This window comes from Williamsia muralis, from assembly GCF_002735905.1.
In the GTDB taxonomy this organism is placed as follows: domain Bacteria; phylum Actinomycetota; class Actinomycetes; order Mycobacteriales; family Mycobacteriaceae; genus Williamsia; species Williamsia muralis_A.
Window position 1 is genome coordinate 870,475 of the sequence record NZ_PEBD01000010.1, and the last position, 20,804, is coordinate 891,278.

Annotated in this window: 1 protein-coding gene (running past one end of the window); it reads left to right on the forward strand. The window is 67.5% G+C overall.

Annotation, left to right across the window (positions count from 1 at the left end; genetic code table 11):
• Positions 1–20,787: the 3' portion of a non-ribosomal peptide synthase/polyketide synthase gene (locus CSW57_RS17645; protein ID WP_223249330.1), read on the forward strand. It extends 13,071 nt beyond the left edge of the window; 20,787 of the gene's 33,858 nt are visible here — the last part of the coding sequence; the start codon falls outside the window, past its left edge; its stop codon occupies positions 20,785–20,787.
• Positions 20,788–20,804 lie beyond the last annotated feature (17 nt).

A 20,804-nucleotide genomic window follows, 5' to 3' on the forward strand; every position in this document is an offset into this window, starting at 1 on the left:
GATCGCGTCGAGCACATGCTGACCGATTCGGGCGCGACGATCGGCCTCACCAGGCGGGTCGATGCCGTCAGATTGCCGCAGACCATTGCCTGGCTCGACATCGACGACCCGGCCCTGCACCGCCATCCGGCCGGCCGCATCGGCGCCGACGAGCGCCGCGCCCCGGTCCTCACGGCCAATTGCGCGTACATCATCTACACCTCGGGCACCACCGGAAAGCCCAAGGGCGTCGAGGTGACCCACGGTGGGCTCGCCGCGTTCAATGCCGAGCAGCATCGTCGTTACAACACCGACAGCAACTCGCGCACACTGCATTTCGCCTCGCCGAGCTTCGACGCATCGATCCTCGAGTTGCTGCTGGCGGCCGGGGCGGGCGCCACCATGGTGATCGTGCCTGCCGGTGTCTACGGCGGCGAGGAACTGCGAGAGCTGCTCGCCGACAACCTCGTGACACACGCCTTCATCACTCCGTCCGCGCTGGCGTCGGTGGATCCGGCCGAGCTGCCGCACTTCTCCGACGTGGTCGCAGGCGGCGAAGCGGTCCCGAGCGACCTGGTGGACCGTTGGGCTCCCGGGCGTCGCCTCTACAACGGTTACGGTCCGACCGAGACCACGATCATGACGAACATCAGCGATCCGATGGTGCCGGGCGAACCGGTCACCATCGGCGGCCCCGTCGCCGGTGTCGAAGCGCTCGTCCTCGACGGCCGCCTACGTCCTGTCCCCGCCGGCGTGCCGGGGGAGCTGTACATCAGTGGACCGGGTGTCTCTCGTGCCTACCGCGGTCGACCCGACCTCACCTCGCATCGGTTCGTGGCCAATCCCTATGCCGGCGAGGGCGTCCGGATGTACCGCACCGGCGACGTGGTGCGCTGGGTCGAGGTGGCCAAGCCCGACGGCCGGACCGTCTTCGAGATCGCCTACATGGGACGATCCGATCAGCAGGTCAAGGTCCGCGGCTTCCGGATCGAACTGGGCGAGATCGACGCGGTACTGGCCGGACATCCGGCAGTGGACTTCGCCGTGACGATCGGTGTGGACGGACCGAGTGGCGACACGGCTCTGGGGGCATACGTCAAACCGACCCCGGGCAGCACCATCGATGCCCGGGACCTGGCCGACTACGCCGGGGGATTCCTGCCGAAGTTCATGGTGCCGTCGTCGATCGTGATCCTCGACGAGGTCCCGCTGACGCCGGTCGGAAAACTTGACAAACGTGCCCTTCCTGCACCCGAGTTCCGCGGCGCCACAGGCGAACACCGTGAACCATCGACTCCGATGGAGCACGCTGTGGCGGCTGCGTTCGCAGACGTCCTCGGGGTGGACACCGTCGGCGCCGACGACTCCTTCTTCGAACTCGGCGGCAATTCGCTGGCCGCCACCCGTGCCATCGCCAGGATCAACGAGATCCTGGGTGTGCGTCTGGGCGTACGGATCCTGTTCGATTCGCCGGTGGTGGCGGATCTCGCCGAAGCGATCGGTGCCTCGCCCGATCTCGACGGCATGCCGATCCGACCGCTCACCCCGCAGAAGCGGCCGGACCGGATCCCGCTGTCGCTTGCGCAGCAACGGATGTGGTTCGTCAACCGGCTCAACCCCGATGCGGCCGACTACAACATCCCGCTCGGCCTGCGGCTGCGGGGCTCTCTCGACGAGAGCTCTCTGACCGCAGCTCTGATGGACGTGATCGAGCGCCAGGAGATCCTGCGTACGGTCTACCCCGACTCGGTGCAGGGCCCATATCAGAAGATCCTTCCCGTCTCGGAGGCTGTGCCGCAGCTGATCACCCGCACGGTGGGTTCCGAGGACGAACTGCTCCAGATGTGCGTCGAACTCGCCACCGAGGGATTCGACGTCACCGCCGCGCCGCCGCTGCGGGCGATGTTGCTCGAGATCGCCCCCGACGACCATGTGGTGCTGCTGGTCATCCACCACATCGCAGCAGACGGGTCGTCCCTGGTCCCGCTCGCCACCGACCTGATGACCGCGTACACGGCGCGGGTTGCCGGTGCGGCTCCTGCCTTCCGGCCGCTGAGTGTGCAGTACGCCGACTACGCGATCTGGCAACGCGGCGTGATGGGGTCTGAGGACGACCCGGATTCGCTTGCGTCACGGCAGATCTCGTTCTGGCGTGAGCACCTCGCGGGAATGCCCGAGCTGCTCGACCTGCCGACCGACCGGCCGCGCACCGACAAGCGGTCGGTTGCCGGTGGCGAGGTCACGTTCACCATCCCCGCCGAGCTCCAGGCACAGCTGCAGGCCCTGGCTCGCGAGAACGACACCACCATGTTCATGGTGGTGCACGCCGCGTACTCGATCTTGCTCGCCCGGTTGAGCGGCTCGGACGACGTCGCCGTCGGCACGCCGACGGCCGGCCGGAACGCTTCGGCGGTCGACGGACTGGTCGGCATGTTCGTCAATACGCTGGTGTTGCGCAGCACCGTCGACATGTCTTCGTCTTTCGTGTCCACCCTCGCGGCGGCCAAGTCGGCCGACCTCGCCGCGTTCAACAACGCCGACCTGCCGTTCGAGCAGGTTGTCGAGGCCGTGGCCCCCACCCGTTCGCGGAAGTACGCGCCGCTGGTCCAGGCGATGCTCACCATGCAGAACATCGAGGTGCCGACGGTGACCCTGCCGGGTCTCGAGGTGAGTGGGCTCGACTCACCGATCCGGTACGTCAAATCCGATCTGGGCCTGACGGTGTCGGAGAACTTCGGCGCCGACGGCCGAGGCCGCGGGATCGATGCGATCCTCGACTACGCCGTCGACATCTTCGACGAGTCGACCGTGCAGACGATGGCCGAGCGCTTCCTGGCGGTGCTGACCGCCATCACCGACGACCCCGAGGTCCCCGTCGGCGACATCGAGATCCTGACCGAAGCCGAGCGTTCGGCAATGGGTGGATCGACGTCGGCAGACGAGGCGGCAGGGTTCGGTTCGGCACTGTCCGACCTGAAGGGCAAGTCACTGGCCGAGCTGCTCGCCACCGCCGCGCGCATCAATCCCGATGGCATCGCGTTGTCGCACAACGGGACCGACGTGACCTACGGAGCACTGCATGCGAAGTCGACCGAATTGGTCGCAACGCTGGCGGCCGTGGGCGTGGGGCCCGAAGCCGCCGTGACGGTCGCTTTGTCCACGCTGCTTCCGGGGCTGCTCGAAGGCGCGGCAGCAGAAGGTTTCGCCGAGCAGTTCGCGGGGATGCTCGCCTCGGTGATCGCCGAGTCGGGCTCTGCCGCGGATCAGGGCGAGCCCACGCTGGCGCGGTTGTTCGAAGCGCAGGTGGAGCGCACCCCCGACGCCCGCGCGCTGGTGTTCGGGGACGCGACGCTGAGCTACGCGGAGTTCTCTGGACGGGTCAGTGCGCTCGCGCGCCATCTGATCGCGGCCGGGGTGGGACCGGAAGTGCATGTCGCCCTGGCGATGCCGCGTTCGTTCGAGCTCTTGATCGGGATGTACGCCGTCATCGAGGCCGGCGCGTCGTACGTGCCGATCGACCTGGCGAACCCCGTCGACCGGATCGCCTACGTGCTCGACAGCAGCAACCCGAAGATGGTGCTCACCACCTCCGAAACCGGGTTCGAGATCCCGGAGGGGACAGCGGCTGATCCCGACATCCTGGTGATCGATGCCCTCGAACTCGATGGCTACGCCACCGGACCCATCACCGACGAGGAACGAACCGCGCCGCTTCGAGGCGACAACACCGCCTACGTCATCTACACCTCGGGATCCACCGGACGTCCCAAGGGGGTGGCGGTCAGCCATCGCTCGATCGTCAACCGGCTGCTGTGGATGCAGGCCGAGTACTCCCTGACGGCCGACGACGTGGTGATGCAGAAGACGCCTGCGACGTTCGACGTGTCGGTGTGGGAGTTCTTCTGGCCCTTGCAGGTCGGCGCCACACTTGTCATCGCCATTCCCGATGGTCACCGCGACCCCGACTATTTGCGGCGGTTGATCGTCGAATGTGGCGTCAGCACCCTGCATTTCGTGCCGTCGATGCTCTCGGCGTTCCTCGCCGAGGCCGACAGTGCCTCGCTGGCGGGCCTCACGCGGGTCTTCGCCAGCGGTGAAGCGCTGCCGCCGGCCACTGCGGCGCGGTTCGCCAAGCTCACCGACGCCGGGCTGCACAACCTCTACGGACCGACCGAGGCAGCAGTCGACGTCACCTATCACCAGTACACCGCCGACGACGTGAACGTGGTCCCCATCGGACGTCCGGTGGCGAACACGGGCGTACACGTTCTCGACGCGCGTCTGCGGCCGGTGCCCCCGAACGTCTCCGGCGAGCTGTACCTCACCGGTGTCCAGCTGGCGCGGGGGTATGTGGGACGGCCGGATCTGAGCGCAGACCGTTTCGTGGCGGACCCGATGGCCCGCGGCGAGCGGATGTACCGGACGGGCGACCTCGTCCGCAGGCGTACCGACGGTGAACTCGAGTACATCGGCCGTACCGACTTCCAGGTGAAGCTGCGTGGCCTGCGAATCGAGCTGCCGGAGATCGAAGCCGCACTGACCGACCACGAGTCGATCGCCGACGCCGTCGTGGTGGTGGTGGACGTGGCCGACGACAAACACCTCGTCGCCTACGTGGTGGCCGAACCCGGACGGTCCGTCGACAACACCGACCTGCTGCGACTGCTACGTGACCGGCTGCCCGCCTACATGGTGCCCAGCGCCATCATGGAACTGGATGCGTTCCCGCTCACCGCGAACGGCAAGCTCGACCGCAAGGCTCTGCCAGAGCCCGAATTCATGGACAGTGCAGCGGAATACATCGCACCGCGCACGGCGGCCGAGGAAGCCGTCGCCAAGGTCTTCGGCGACATCGCCAAGCGGCCACAGGTCAGTGCCACCGACTCGTTCTTCGACATCGGCGGAACCTCGCTGGGCGCCACCCGCGTGGCCGCCCGGGTGCAGGCGGCACTGGGCATCGAGATCAGCGTGCGAGACATCTTCGACCACCCGACTGTCGCCGAGCTGGCCGAGCTGACCACCTCGCGTTCCGGTGGGGCACAGGCACGGCCCGAACTTGCCCCGCGGCCGCGGCCCGAACGGATCCCGCTGTCGCTCGCGCAGTCGCGGATGTGGTTCATCAACCAATTCGACACAAGCTCGCCCGCATACAATCTGCCGCTCCCGCTGCGGCTGTCCGGCGAACTCGACATCGACGCGCTGCGCACCGCCATCGTCGACGTCGCCGAACGTCACGAGTCGCTGCGCACCACGTTCCCCGACACCGCCGACGGTCCGTACCAGCTCATCCATCCTGTGGACGAGGCGGTCAACGGGATCTTCCACGAGGTGGAGGTACGGTCGGATCCAGAGGCAATCGCCGATGAACTGAGGCGCCACGCGATCGCCGGGTTCGATGTGACAACCGAACTCCCGATGCGGATCGTGTTGCTGCACATCAGCGAAACCGAACACATCCTGATGCTCGTCGCCCATCACATCGCCGCAGACGGTGCGTCGATGGCTCCGCTCTTCGGCGATCTGGTGCTCGCCTACGAGGCGCGCCGGGCAGGGCAGGCCCCGGACTACACCCCGTTGGCCGTCCAGTATGCCGACTTCTCGATCTGGCAACGCGAAGTCCTGGGAGACGAAAAGGACGCCGGCTCGATCGCCGCGGAGCAGGTCGGCTACTGGCGAAAGACGCTCTCCGGCTTGCCGGAATCGGTGGAACTACCCACCGACAGGCAGCGCCCGGCCATGCAGTCGCTCCGCGGCGCCGCACTGCCGTTCACCGTCGCGCCGTCGGTCAGGGAGTCGCTGCAGCGCGTCGCGCGGTCTCACGACGTCAGCATGTTCATGCTGATGCACGCCGCGCTGGCCGTGCTCATCGAGCGGTTGACCGGTGAGGCCGACATCGCCATCGGTACCCCGATCGCCGGTCGAGGCGAAGAAGCCCTGGATCCACTGGTCGGCATGTTCGTCAACACCGTCGTGCTACGGGCCGAGGTTGATCCAGAGGTGAGTTTCGTCGATCTGCTGGCGCAGGTCCGAGCCGCCGACATCGACGCGATGGCCCACGGGGACATCCCGTTCGAGCGCCTGGTCGAGGTTCTCGACGTCCACCGCTCCACCGCGCATCATCCGCTGTTCCAGGTCGCGCTGTCGTTCGACAACAACGAGGCACCAGAACTCACCCTGCCGGGTCTGAAGGTGTCGCCGGTCCGCGCCGACTTCGACGTCGCCAAGTTCGACCTGCAGTTGTCCATCGGTGACAACGACGAGCCCGGTGCGCCGATCAACGCCGTCTTCACCTATGCGACCGACCTTTTCGACGAGTCGTCGATCAACACGTTCGCCGAGCGGTTCGTGCGCATCCTCGAAGCTGTCGCCGTCGACCCCGACGTGGTCGTCAGTGACGTCGACGTGTTGAGCGACACCGAACTCGCCGATCTGACCTCCGTCCGCGGCCCTGAAGGTGTCGAACCCCAGACTCTGCCCGACCTCCTCGCACGAGGGGTCGAGGCCAACCCGGCGGGCGTCGCGGTGTCCTACCGTGGCCAGACGCTCACCTACAAGGCGCTCGACCAGCTCACCAACCGCCTCGCCCGGCGGCTCATCGAGCTCGGTGCCGGTCCGGAGACCGTGGTGGCACTCGGTGTCCGCCGATCGATGAGCTCGATCGTCGGCACGTGGGCGATCGCGAAGACCGGCGCGGCGTATCTGCCGATCAACCTCGACTACCCGCTCGAGCGGATCGTGGAGATGATCCAGGACTCGGGTACGTCGTTCGGTCTAACCGTGCTCGGCGACGACGAGGCGCTGCCCGCCTCCGTCGACTGGTATGACCTCGACGAACTCGACGCGCAGACCGGCGACCGCTCCAAAGCCGTTGTCACCGACTCCGATCGGCTGTCGCCGCTTCGTATCGACCACCCCGCGTACCTCATCTACACGTCGGGTTCGACAGGGAAGCCGAAGGCTGTGGTGGTGACCCATCACGGGCTCGCCAACCTCGCCACCGACGTGCGCGAGCACTACGACGTCACCACCTCGTCGCGCTTCCTGCACGTGGCCTCACCGAGCTTCGACACATCGGTCGGCGAATTGCTGGCAGCATTCACCGCCGGCGCAACACTGATCGTGTCGCCGCAGGACGTGTTCGGCGGTAGCGAGCTGGCAGAGCTGATCCATACCGAACGCATCACCAACGTGGTGATGACCCCGACCGCTCTGATGACCGTCGACCCGGCCGGGCTCGACACGGTGCATTCGGTGGTGGTCGGCGGAGACATCTGTCCGCCAGAGCTCACCGAACGCTGGTCCGGTGCACTACGAAATGCCTACGGCCCCACCGAGGCCACGGTCATCGTCACCATCACCGCGCCGCTGTCTGCCGGCACCAAGGTCACGATCGGGTCGCCGCTGCGTGGCGTCACCACCCGCATCCTCGACTCCCGGTTGCGTGTGGTTCCCCGTGGTGTCGTCGGTGAGCTGTACCTCGCCGGCCCAGGGGTCGCCCGCGGGTACCACGATCGTCCGCAGATCACCGCACAACGTTTCGTCCCGGATCCGTACGGTGAGCCGGGCTCGAGGCTCTACCGCACCGGCGACCTCGTGCGCTACAGCATGGACCCCGGCAGGAACGGGCACTCGCTCGAATACGTGGGGCGTAGTGACTTCCAGGTGAAGGTGCGCGGATTCCGTGTGGAGCTGGGCGAGATCGACAAGTTGCTCGATTCGCACCCCGACGTCGATTTCGCGGTCACGGTCGGTACCGCCGGACCCGGTGGCGACACCGTGCTGGCGTCGTACGTGCTGCCCAAGCCCGGACACGAGGTGGATCCGGAAGCGCTCAAACGCAATGTGGGCGAACATCTTCCACAGCACATGGTGCCGTCGGCGGTGACCGTCCTCGACGCCATCCCACTCACCCCGATCGGCAAACTCGACCGGCGTGCGTTGCCCGAGCCGGTCTTCACCGTGGGCGACCGGGTGTTCCGCGCCCCACGTAATCCGGTGGAGACCACCCTCGCCGAGGTGTTCGCAGAGGTGCTCGATCTTCCCGAGGTGAGCATCGACGAGAGCTTCTTCGACCTCGGTGGCAACTCACTGAGTGCCACCAAGGTTGTCGGCCGGGCAGGGGCTGCCCTCGGCGGGAAAATCGGGGTGCGTGAGCTGTTCGCCGCGCCGACCGTCGCCGAACTCGCCGAGCGCCTGGCCTCCGGGACCGGTGTACGTGCCCACCGCCCGCCGCTGGTGGCACGACCACGCCCGGTCCGGATCCCGTTGTCGCTGGCCCAGACCCGCATGTGGTTCCTCAACCGCTTCGACCCGGAATCGGTTGCCTACAACATCCCTGCCGCGGTGACGCTGGTCGGCGATCTCGACGCTGCAGCCCTGCGGCGCGCGATCAACGACGTGGTCGCGCGACACGAATCGCTCCGGACCATCTACCCGGACTCGCCGACCGGACCGCATCAGGTGATCCTGACGGCGGAGCAGGCCGCCCCGGAGATGGAGATGGTCGACGCCACCGAGGACACGCTCTTCGACGAGCTGACCCGGTTCGTGGCACGGGGCTTCGACGTCACCACCACCGTGCCCGTGCGAATCGCGTTGATGCGATTGGACGAACAGCGGCATGTGCTGTCGATGGTGGTGCACCACGTGGCGGCCGACGGTCAGTCGATGGTGCCGTTCGTCGGTGATCTCGCGGTCGCCTACGACGCGCGTTCGGCCGGGCGGGCTCCGGAGTGGGCGCCGCTGCCGGTGCAGTACGCCGACTACTCCATCTGGCAGCGTGAGTTGCTCGGTGACGAGTCGGATCCGACCAGCGTGCTGGCCACCCAGGTCGAGTTCTGGAAGAAGAACCTCGCGGACATCCCCGACCAGCTGGAACTGCCCACCGACCGGCCGCGGCCTCCGGTGCAGTCGCTGCGCGGACGTCAGTTGTCGTTCTCGATCTCTGCCGAGGCCCATCGCGGCCTGGCCGACCTGGCACGTGCAAGGGGTGCCAGTGCGTTCATGGCCTTCCACGGCGCCTTCGCGCTGCTGCTCGCGCGTCTGAGCGGCAACCCCGACATCACCGTCGGTACGCCGGTGAGCGGAAGGGTCGAGAGCGAGGTCGAAGGTGTCATCGGCATGTTCGTCAACACCCTCGCCATGCGGACCGAGATCGATCTCGGCCGTGGTTTCGGTGCGCTCCTGGACACCGTTCGCGATCGTGACGCCGAAGCGTTCTCCCACGCCGATGTGCCGTTCGAACGTCTCGTCGAGGTACTCAATCCGGTGCGTTCGACCGCCCACCATCCGATCTTCCAGGTCGGTCTGTCGTTCCAGAACATCGAGCGCGCCAGCCTCGACCTCGCCGGCCTGCGCATCGAACCTGTCGAGATGCCCGAGGGCGTGGCACAATTCGACCTGCATCTGATCCTGTCGGACAACTACGACGACGACGGACAGCCGGCCGGACTGGACGCGGTGTTCACCTACGCCGACGACCTGTTCGACCCGGAGACGGTGAGCGCGATCGCCGACCGCTTCGTCACGTTGATCGACGAGATCATCGACGAGCCGCTCGTTGCCGTCGGTGACCTGCCGATGCTCACCGGTCGACAGCAGCGCGAACTGGTCCGTGGTCGCAACAACACCGCTGTGGTGCTGTCGCCGGGCACGCTCGCGACCCGCCTGTCGGAGTCGATACGCGACAACGCAGAAGACGTCGCGCTCGAGGCCGATGACGGCACCGCGCTGACCTACGGCGACCTGGCTGTCCGGGTGAACGCATTGGCCCGGATCCTGATCGACCGTGGGGTCGGCCCGGAAACCACTGTCGGACTTGCGATGCCGCGGTCGGTCGACCTGGTGGTGGCGATGTACGCGGTCACCGTCGCCGGCGGCGCCTACCTGCCCATCGACCCGGACCATCCGCTGGACCGCATCTCCTACATAGTCGACAACGCCCGACCCGTACTGACCCTGGTGGCAGGCGTGCGCCCGTCGGGAGTGCCGGAGACGACCCAGACGCTCGATGTCTGTGGCCTCGATCTGGCGGGAGTCTCCTCGGCGCCGGTGGAGGAGGGCGACCGCCTGGCTCCGCTGCGGCCGCACAACACGGCATACATCATCTACACGTCCGGGTCCACGGGCCGACCCAAAGGCGTTGCGGTGCCTCACGCCGCGATCGTCAACCAACTCGACTGGATCGCCGCGCAGTATCGACTGGACGCCGATGACGCCGTGCTCCTGCGCACGCAGGCCACCTTCGACCTCTCGGTGTGGGAGTTCTGGTGGGCTGTGACCGCGGGCGCCCGTCTGGTGATCGCCTCGCCGCAGGGACATCGCGACCCGGCGTACCTGGCCGAACTGATCCGGCGAACCGCGATCACCACGGTCACCTTCGTACCGTCGCTGCTGAACGTCTTCCTGCAGGAGGCGCGGGCCGATCAGCTCAGCACACTGCGGTACGTCCTGTGTATCGGCGAGGCGTTGACCCCGGACGTCGTCTCGCGGTTCCGGGATTTGACGGCACAGGCGTCTTCGGGCGTGGAGATCCACAACTTGTACGGGCCCACCGAGGCCGCGGTCAGCATCACCCATCAGGAGGTGCCGTCCGAACTGGGCTCGGCGGTACCGATCGGCCGACCGGAATGGAACAGCCAGGTCTTCGTGCTCGACAACCGGCTGCATCCGGTACCCGACGGGGTGACCGGTGAGCTGTACCTTGCCGGTGCGCAATTGGCGCGGGGCTACCACCAGCGCAGCGACCTCTCGGCCGAGCGGTTCGTCGCGAACCCGTTCGGCACGCCGGGCAGCCGGATGTACCGCACCGGCGACCTCGCGCGCTGGACCACTGTCGCCGGTGACACCCGGCCGACTCTGACGTACATGGGACGCAGCGACTTCCAGGTGAAGGTGCGCGGCTTCCGCATCGAACTCGGCGAGATCGAACGCGTCCTCACCATGTCGCCACAGGTGGATGCCGCGGTGGTCACCGTCCACAGCGATCCACACGTCGGTGAGCAGCTGGTCGCGTATCTGGTGCCGTCCGCAGGCGCTGCCCTCGACACCCGTTCGGTGCTGTCGACCGCTGCCGAAGAACTGCCGGCGTACATGGTGCCCGCGCTCGTGGTGCCGATCGAGCGGCTCCCGCTCAGTGTGAACGGCAAGCTCGACCGTAAAGCGTTGCCGCAGCCCGAGTTCGGATCGTCGGACAACTATCAGCCGCCGAGCAGTCCGGTGGAGGAGATCGTTGCCGGCATCTTCGCCGACGTGGTCGGCGCCACGATGGTCGGCGCCGGTGACAGCTTCTTCTCGCTCGGCGGCAACTCGCTGTCGGCCACCCGTGTCGTCGCGCAGATCAACGCTGCAGTGGGCTCGAACCTGGCCGTGCGCGACCTGTTCACCGAGCCGACCGTCGCCGGACTGGCACTGCTGGCCGAACGCGCCGACGGGGACCGGGCGCGGCCGGCGCTGCTGGCGACCGCGCGTCCGGCCTTCCTGCCCCTGTCGCCCGCACAGAGCCGCATGTGGTTCATCAACCAGTTCGACACCAGCTCACCGGCTTACAACATCCCGGCCGTGATCGCGATGTCCGGCGACCTCGACGTCGACGCACTTCGCGAGGCCGTGACCGATGTGATCAGCCGGCACGAGGTGCTGCGTACCCGCTACCCGGATGACGGCGACGGACCGCGCCAGCTGATCCTCGACGTGGACGAATTGCCGTCTGCGGGGCTCTCGTTGGATGTGCGGGAGGTGTCGGGCGACGACGAGTTGCACGCGCAGCTCGGTGCTTTGATCGGCGAGGGGTTCGACGTGACCGCCGCCGTGCCGGTCCGCATCGCACTGCTACGACGGTCGCCGTCCGAACACGTCCTGGTGGTGGTGATCCACCACATCAGCGGTGACGGCGCATCGATCGCTCCGTTGGCGCGTGACGTCATGGTGGCCTACACCGCGCGTACCGGGGGCGGTGAGCCCGGCTGGTCGCCGCTGGCCGTGCAATACGCCGACTACGCCCTCTGGCAGCACGAGGTACTCGGCGACGAGAACGATCCCGAGAGTCTGGCCGCGCGTCAGATCGACTTCTGGACCCGTCAACTCGACGGCATCCCGGATGTCATCGATCTGCCGATCGACCGTCCGCGACCGCCGGTGCAGTCGACCGCTGGTGCCTCGTACGAGTTCTCGCTCGATCCCGAATTGCGCAAGGGGCTCGCGCGTGTGGCATCCGGCCACCACGCCACGATGTTCATGGTCTGTCACGCGGCGCTGGCCGTGCTGCTCGCACGATCGGGCACCACGGACGACATCGCCGTCGGAACCGCAATCGCCGGGCGCGGCGAGGCCGAACTCGACGACCTCGTGGGCATGTTCGTCAACACACTCGTGCTGCGTACCCAGGTCAGGCCCGGTGAGCCGTTCAGCGAATTGCTCGCCCGGACCCGCGCCACCGACATCGCCGCCTTCACACACACGGAGGTGCCGTTCGAGCGTTTGGTCGAGCACCTCGCGCCCGAGCGTGAGACCTCCTACGCGCCGCTGTTCCAGGTGGCTCTGGCGTTCCAGAACAACGAGCGGGCCGAGCTCGAGCTGCCGGGCATGCACGTGTCCGGACTCGAATCACCGATCACGACAACCAAGTTCGATCTCCAACTGACCCTTGCCGACGAGGAAGGCGACAACGGCGACACGGGCCTGACGGCGCTGTTCACCTACGCGACCGCGTTGTTCGACCAGTCGACCATCGCCGCGCTGGCCGAGCGTTTCACCGCGATCGCGGCCGCCATCGTGGCCGACGCGGACGTACGAATCGGTGACATCGATCTGCTGACGCCCGCGGAGCGGTCCGAGTTGTCGCCGGTCGCCGGCCCGCCGGATGCCCCGGCGCGCACCATGATCGAGATCTTCGACGGCGCCGTGCAGGGCAACCCCGACGGTGTGGCGCTGGTGTGCGGCTCCGAGACGCTGACCTACCGTGAACTCGACTTCCGGTCGGGTGTGTACGCCGAGCTGCTCGTCGACCGAGGTGTGCGTCCCGGGATGCCCGTTGCGCTGGCGATCAGCCGATCGGTGAACTCGATGGTCGCGTTCTGGGCCATCGTCAAGTCGGGCGGCGCGGTGTTGCCGATCGATCCGAACTATCCGGCAGACCGCATCGAGCACATGGTCGCCGACGCCGACGTGACCATCGGTCTGACCACCGACGAGATCGTCGACCGCCTCCCTCAGTTGGCGAAATGGTTACCGGTGTCCGACGAGACAATCGACCGATATGGCCGTCGCACAGTCGAGACCGGCGGGGAAGCACCTGCCTCGCTTCCGGCGCACGCGCCCGTCCTCGACGACCTCGCGTACGTCATCTTCACTTCCGGTTCGACGGGCCGGCCCAAGGGCGTCGGTGTCACCCATCGAGGTCTGGCCAACCTGTTGGCCGAGATGGGCCCCCGGTTCTCGCTGACCTCGTCGTCACGGGTCCTGCATTTCGCGTCCCCGAGCTTCGACGCATCCATCTTCGAGATCATGATGGCGATCAACGCCGCATCCACACAGGTGATAGCGCCGGCATCGATCTTCGGCGGCGAGGACCTGGCAAGGCTGCTCGCCGAGCAGCGGGTCTCCCACGCCTTCGTGACACCCGCCGCGCTGGCCACCGTGCCCCCGGACGGTCTCGGCGGTGTCGAGATGATCGCTGTCGCGGGCGATGTGTGCCCGCCTGAACTGGTGCGGCGCTGGGCCCCGGACCGTGCGATGTTCAACCTCTACGGCCCGTCAGAGGCGACCATCTGGTCGACGTCCACGGACGCCATGGACCCGTCCCGGCCGGTCACGATCGGTGGTCCGATCACCGGTGTCCGTGCGCTGGTGGCAGATTCACGCATGCAGCCCGTGCCGCCGGGTGTCGCCGGTGAGCTCTACGTGTCCGGGTCCGCCGTCGCGCGGGGATACCTCGGCAGGTTCGATCTGACAGCTCAACGTTTTGTGGCCGACCCGTTCGGCGAACCCGGTTCGCGGATGTACCGCACCGGCGATGTCGTCCGGTGGACGCGGACCGCTGACGAGCGCCTGGAACTGGAGTTCCTCGGCCGAACCGACTACCAGGTGAAGGTCCGCGGCTTCCGCATCGAGCTGGGTGAGATCGACTCCGCCCTCGGCGAACATCCCGACATCGACTTCGCCATCACCATCGGGCACACGCATCCACACACCGGCCAGACCGTGCTGGTCGCCTACGTGTACCCACGGCCCGGCCGCAGTGTCCAGGCGACCGAGATCAGTGCCCGGCTGGGTGAGCGGTTGCCCTCGCACATGGTCCCGTCATCGATCACCGTGCTCGACTCGGTACCGCTGACCCCCGCAGGCAAGCTCGATCGACGCGCACTGCCAGAGCCGGTGTTCGACGGCAACTCCGGTGCCTACCGGGCCCCGAGCACTCCGATGGAGCAGCGGCTGGCCGAGCTCTTCACCGAGGTACTCGGTGTGGAGCGGATCGGTGTCGACGACTCCTTCTTCGCCCTGGGCGGTGACAGCATCGTCTCCATCCAGCTCGTGTCCAGGGCCCGCGCCGCCGGCATCGTGCTGACACCGCGCGACGTGTTCGATCGGCGCACCGTGGCGGAGCTGGCCGAGGTGGCCAAGCTCGCCGCCGACGCCGAGGTCCGCATGCTGGCCGAACTGCCCGGTGGCGCAGTCGGTCCCGTACCGCTGACCCCGATCATGCGGTGGCTCGTCGACACCCGTCGGCACTACCAGCAGTTCTCCCAGGCGAGCTTCCTGACCCTGCCGGCAGATCCAGGCCATGAGCGACTGCTCTCGGCTGTCGGTGCCGTCTTGGACCGCCACGATGCCCTGCGCGCGCGACTGGACGTCGACGACGCGAACCCGGAATTGTCCAGACTGGTCGTTCCTCCGGCCGGCGCCATCGATCCGGCCACGGTGCTGACCCGCGTGGAGTTCTCCGACACCCCCGGCACCCCGGAGTTCAAGGCGATGGTCGCAGCCGCCACCGCGGCGGCAGTCGACCGCCTCGACCCAGCCGCAGGCGTCATGATGCAGGTGGTCTGGTTCGATCCCGTCGACCGCACCGCCACCGGACGGCTGTACGTGCTCATCCATCACCTGGTGGTGGACGGTGTCTCGTGGCGGATCCTGCTGCCCGACCTCGCCATCGCCTGGGGGCAGAGCGAGAACGGCGGCACCCCCGACCTGCCTGCGGTGGGAACGTCCTTGCGTGCGTGGGCAACCGCGCTCAACGAGACCGCCACACAGCGCGATGACGAGATCGACCACTGGTCTGCAGTTGTCGCCACCGACGATCCTGCGCTCGGTGATCGCCGGATCGATCCCGACCGCGACACGGCGTCCACCATCGAACGCCTGGACGTCGAGTTCCCGAACGACGTCACCGAGTCGATGCTGACCGGCGTCACCTCCGCCTATCGGGGCGGTGTCAACGATGCGCTGCTGACGGCACTGGCTCTGGCAGTGCGGCAATGGCGCGCTCGCCGGGGGGTTCACTCGGACACGCTGCTCATCGATCTGGAAGGCCATGGCCGCGAAGAAGAGGCCGTCGGTGGAGCCGACCTGTCTCGCACAGTCGGCTGGTTCACGAGCCTGTACCCGGTGGCCCTCGACCTGACGGGCATCGACCAGGGTGACGCGTTCGCCGGTGGGCCCGCTGCGGGCTCGGCCTTCAAGGCTGTCAAGGAGCAACTGCTCGCGGTGCCCGGTAACGGCATCGGATTCGGCGTCCTCGCTCACGGTGGCGTGCGTCAGGTTCCCGCGCTCGCGGGCTACGAGGGTGCCCAGATCGGATTCAACTATCTCGGCCGCGTCAGCGCCGGGCACGACGACACGGACCCGGTCGCCGACGCCAACGGGTGGCAGCGAGCCACCGACGGTGGGGGATCGGTTGCGGGCGCACAGGATCCAGGCATGGTCGTGCCCGCGGTACTGAGCATCAACGCGGTCACCACCGACCACGCCGACGGTGCCCGGCTGTCGGCCTCCTTCGGTTACGCGGGGGAGATCCTCGGCCACGACGATGTTCGGGAACTCGCCGAACTCTGGGTGTCTGCGGCGACCGCGCTCGCCACCCACGAGCGCAGTGGGAGGGCCGGCGGACTGACCCCGTCCGATGTACCGCTGGTCCAGATCAGCCAGCGCGAGATCGAGGACCTCGAGCGCGATTACCCCGCGGTGCACGACATCTGGCCGCTCTCGCCGCTGCAGATCGGCATGCTCTTCCACGCCGAGGTGGCCGGTCAGCACGTCACGGACGTCTACACCGCCCAGGTTGTCCTCGAGCTGCGAGGGACTGTGGACGAACAGCGCCTGCGTGCGGCGATGGCGACTCTGGTGCGACGAAACCCCAACCTGCGTGCAGGATTCCGGCACATCGGCGATGGCTCGGTTGTCCAGGTGATCGCCGGCGACGTCGACATCGCCTGGGAGGTCGTCGATCTCACCGACGATTACCGGACCGACAGCGCCGCCGCCGACCACGAGGTCGACCGGCTCCTCAGGGCTCACCGCAGCGACCGCTTCGACATGGCCGCTCCGCCACTGATGCGCGCGCTGCTCCTGCGTGTCGCCCCGGGTGCCGACGGCACCCCGCGTTACCGGATGTCGCTCACCAACCACCACATCTTGCTGGACGGGTGGTCCGGACCGCTTCTGATGGAACAGCTGTTCACGCTGTACGCCACCGGCGGCGACGACTCCTACCTGCCCCGCACCCGCTCGTACCGCGACTTCCTGGCCTGGCTGGACCGGCGCGACATGGCCACGGCCGTCGGATCGTGGCAGCACGCCCTCGACGGCCTCGACTCGGCGACCTTGTTGGTCGATGAGCCGGCCGTGGAGAGCGCCGGAGACCAGATCCCCATCGAGCTGGGACTGGACCTCGGTCGCCGGACCGCCGAAGGGCTCGCGGATCTCTCGCGAGACCGAGGCATCACGATGAACACCTTGGTGCAGGCTGCGTGGGGTCTGGTGCTGGCACGCACACTGGGCAGTGACGACGTGGTCTTCGGTGCCACGGTCTCGGGCCGACCGCCCGAGATCCCGGGCGTCGAGTCGATACTGGGACTGTTCATCAACACCATCCCGGTGCGGATCAAGCTCGACGAGCGGGAGACCGTTCTCGGACTCCTCGAACGGATCCAGTCCGAACAGGCAGGCCTCCTTGACGCCCACCATGTCGGGCTGCCCACGATCCAGCGTTCGGTGGGACTGCCGATCCTGTTCGACACGCTCACGGTCTTCGAGTCGTACCCGGTGGACCGCGGCAAGCTCGACGCGCAATCGGACATCGACGGCATGTCGATCGCGGGTGCACAGATCAACGACGCGTCGCACTACCCGGCAACGCTTCTGGCACAAGCAGATCCAGATCTGTCGCTCACGTTGAAGTACCTGCCCTCTCTGGTGCCGGACGACCGCGCACAAGTGCTGGCCGATCGACTGGTCAGGGTTCTGGACACGTTCGCGCAGGCAAGTCTGACCCCGGTTCGCGAACTCGACCTGCTCGACGCCGATGAACTGCACGCGCAACTGGACACCTGGAACGCCACCCGTAAAGAGATCGCCGACCGCACCGCCATGGAACTGTTCGCCGAGCAGGTGGCGGCGACTCCCGATGCCATCGCGTTCATCGAGGGCGAGCGGACACTGACGTACGCGCAGTTCGACGCTCTCGGCAACAAGCGGGCGCGGGCTCTGATCGCCCGGGGTGTCGGACCCGATTCCGTTGTCGCCGTGGCCATGTCGCGCAGCCTCGAGCAGGTCGCGACCGTGTACGGGATCCTCAAGGCGGGCGGCGCGTACCTGCCGCTCGACGTGGAGGCGCCCGACGACCGGTTGCGCACGATCGTCTGGGACGCCGACGTCACCTGCGTGGTGGCCGATCCGTCACAGCTCGCACGACTGCGTTCGGCGCTGCCCGGCGTCAACTGTCTGGACCCGACCGTGCCGGACCTGCAGTCCATCGACGACAGCCCGATACGTCCCGGCGAACGCAGGGGCAGGGTGCGCCCACGATCACTGGCGTACGTCCTGTTCACCTCTGGATCCACCGGCAGGCCCAAGGGCGTCCAGATCTCTCAGCGGGCGCTGGTCAACCAGCTCCGGTGGATGGCATCCGAACACGGATTCGGAGCGCAGGACGTGGTTCTGCTCAAGACGCCGTTCACCTTCGACGCCTCGGTCTGGGAGATGTTCGCGCCCACCATCGTCGGTGCCACCACCGTGATCGCGGGTCCGCAGGCACATCGCGAAGCCGATGAACTGGTGTCGCTGGTACAGCAGCACGACGTGACCGTGGTGCAGTTCGTGCCGTCGGTGCTGGCCGTGTTCGCGGAGTCGGCAGAACCCGGATCGCTGAAATCGTTGCGCACCGTGTTCAGTGGTGGCGAGGCCCTCCCGTTGTCGCTTGCGCAGCGTGTGGCCGACATCGCCGACGCGCAGGTGGTGAACCTCTACGGGCCCACCGAGGTCACCGTCGATGCCACCTCGCAGGTCGTCGCCGTACCGGGGACGGACCTGAACGGGCACGCAACCCGTGCCGACGCGGCGCCGATCGGCCGGCCTGTCTGGAACACCCGCAGCTTTGTCCTCGACCGGTGGCTTCGGCCCTGCGCGGTGGGTGCGGTGGGTGAGCTGTACCTGGCCGGTGACCAGCTGGCACGCGGGTACCTCGGGCGTCCCGACCTGACTGCCGAACGTTTTGTCCCGAGCGTGTTCGGACCTGCCGGGTCGCTGATGTACCGCACCGGTGACCGGGTACGGCGCCTCGCGGACGGCACACTCCAGTACCTCGGCCGAGTCGACTTCCAAGTGAAGGTCCGCGGTTTGCGCATCGAGCTCGAAGAGATCGAATCTGCTCTGGCACAGCATGACTCAGTGGCCCAGGCTGCCGTGGTGATGCACGAGGACGGGGGACGACAGCGTCTGGTCGGGTACATCACCGGACACGACGCCGATCCACAGGCGGTCCGTGCCCACGCGGCACGCACCCTCGCGCCGTACATGGTGCCCGAGGTCATCGTTCCGCTGGAGGAGTTCCCGCGCAGCCGGTCGGGCAAGATCGCACGACGTGAACTGCCACTACCCGAGGCCACTCTGGCTGCGGGCCGGGCACCGTCGACCCCGACCGAGGAAGTTCTCTGTCGCATCGTCGGCGAGCTGGTGGGTGCCGAGTCTGTGGGTGCCGACGACTCGTTCTTCGAACTCGGCGGCGACAGCATCCTCGCGATGCAGCTCGTCAGCCGGGCGCGGTCAGCCGGAGTGCACTTCACCGCCCGGGATGTGCTGGAGCACCGCACGATCGTCGCGCTCGCTGCTGCGGTGGATCGTGCAGCCGCCGCGTCCGACACGGATGAGACGGCGGCCGCGAGTGCTGAACCCGTTGCCACGCTCGGCGATCCGACGCTGGCCCCGCTCAGTCCCGCCGCAGCGCGCATGATCGAACGCGGCGGAGACACCCGCAGGTTCGTGATGCCGATGGTGGTGAACCTTCCTGCCGACGTGACGGCAGACCAGATCGCGGCCACCATGGGCGCGGTCATCGACACCCACGACATCCTGCGGTCCCGCCTTGATCGCGAGGCCGAGGCATTGCTCATCGGTGCACCCGGAAGCGTGAACGTGCACTCGTTGCTGCGTCGCGTGAACCTGTCGGACGACAGCCGCCCGGGTGCGCCTGAATACCAGAACGCCCTGCGCGAGGCGCTGTTCGAGGAGATGGACCGGCTCGCCCCTGAGGACGGCGTCATGCTGCGACTCGCCTGGCTGGACGCGGGGCCGGGTGTGGCCGGCAGGCTGCTGATCGTCGCCCACCACCTTGTGGTGGACGCGGTGTCGTGGCGAGTCCTGGTGGCGGACATCGCCACCGCGGGCTCGCAGATCTCAGCAGGCGCTCCCGTGGAGCTTCCCGACGCGGGAACGACGTGGCGGGACTGGACTGCGGGCCAGCATGCGCGAGTCGCGGACCGGCGAGGCGAGCTCGAGTACTGGACGTCAATCCTCGACGGTGACGACCCGGATCTGGGCAGTCGCCGACTCGACCTCGACCGTGACCGGACCGACCTGCTCACCAGGACCTCCGTCGAGATCCCGGCCGACATCGTCGAGCCACTGATGAGCGCCACGGGCGACGGGACGACAATGGCCGATCAGCTGGTTGCAGGCCTGTCCGCAGCGGTGGTCGGTTGGCGACGGGACCGCGGCATCGAGGTGCCCAGTGCACTGCTGACCCTCGAGGGTCACGGACGTCAGGAAGACGTGGTGCCCGGTGCTGACCTGTCCCGGACGGTCGGCTGGTTCACGTCGATGTTCCCCGCGAGGATCGACCTGTCCGGCATCGACATGGCCGCGCTCTTCGAACGGCCCGACATCGCCCGCGAGGTGTTGAACCGGACCAGCGAGGCGATGGCGGCGAACCCGGACCGGGGCATCGGTTACGGCATGCTGCGCTATCTCGACCCGGAATCGGCTGCAACTCTGGCTGCGCTGCCCGAGCCGCAGATCGTGTTCAACTACATCGGGACCGTCCCGGGCGGCGACATCGCCGACGAGATCGCGGCAGCGCCGTGGTTCCCGGACGTGCGCGGGCCGCAGTTGGGCAGCACGGACAGCGATGTGATGGCACGAGGGAACAGGATGCCGGCGCAGGCCGAGATCGACATCCAGTCGATGGCCACCGACACACCGGATGGGCCGGTCGTGCGCGCCTTCGTCACGTATATCGCCGATGCCATCGACCCCGAGGACCTCGACGAGTTGATGGAGCACTGGCTGTTCGCTCTGAGGAGCCTGGCCGGTCGCTGAGCCAGACGGCGGCATCC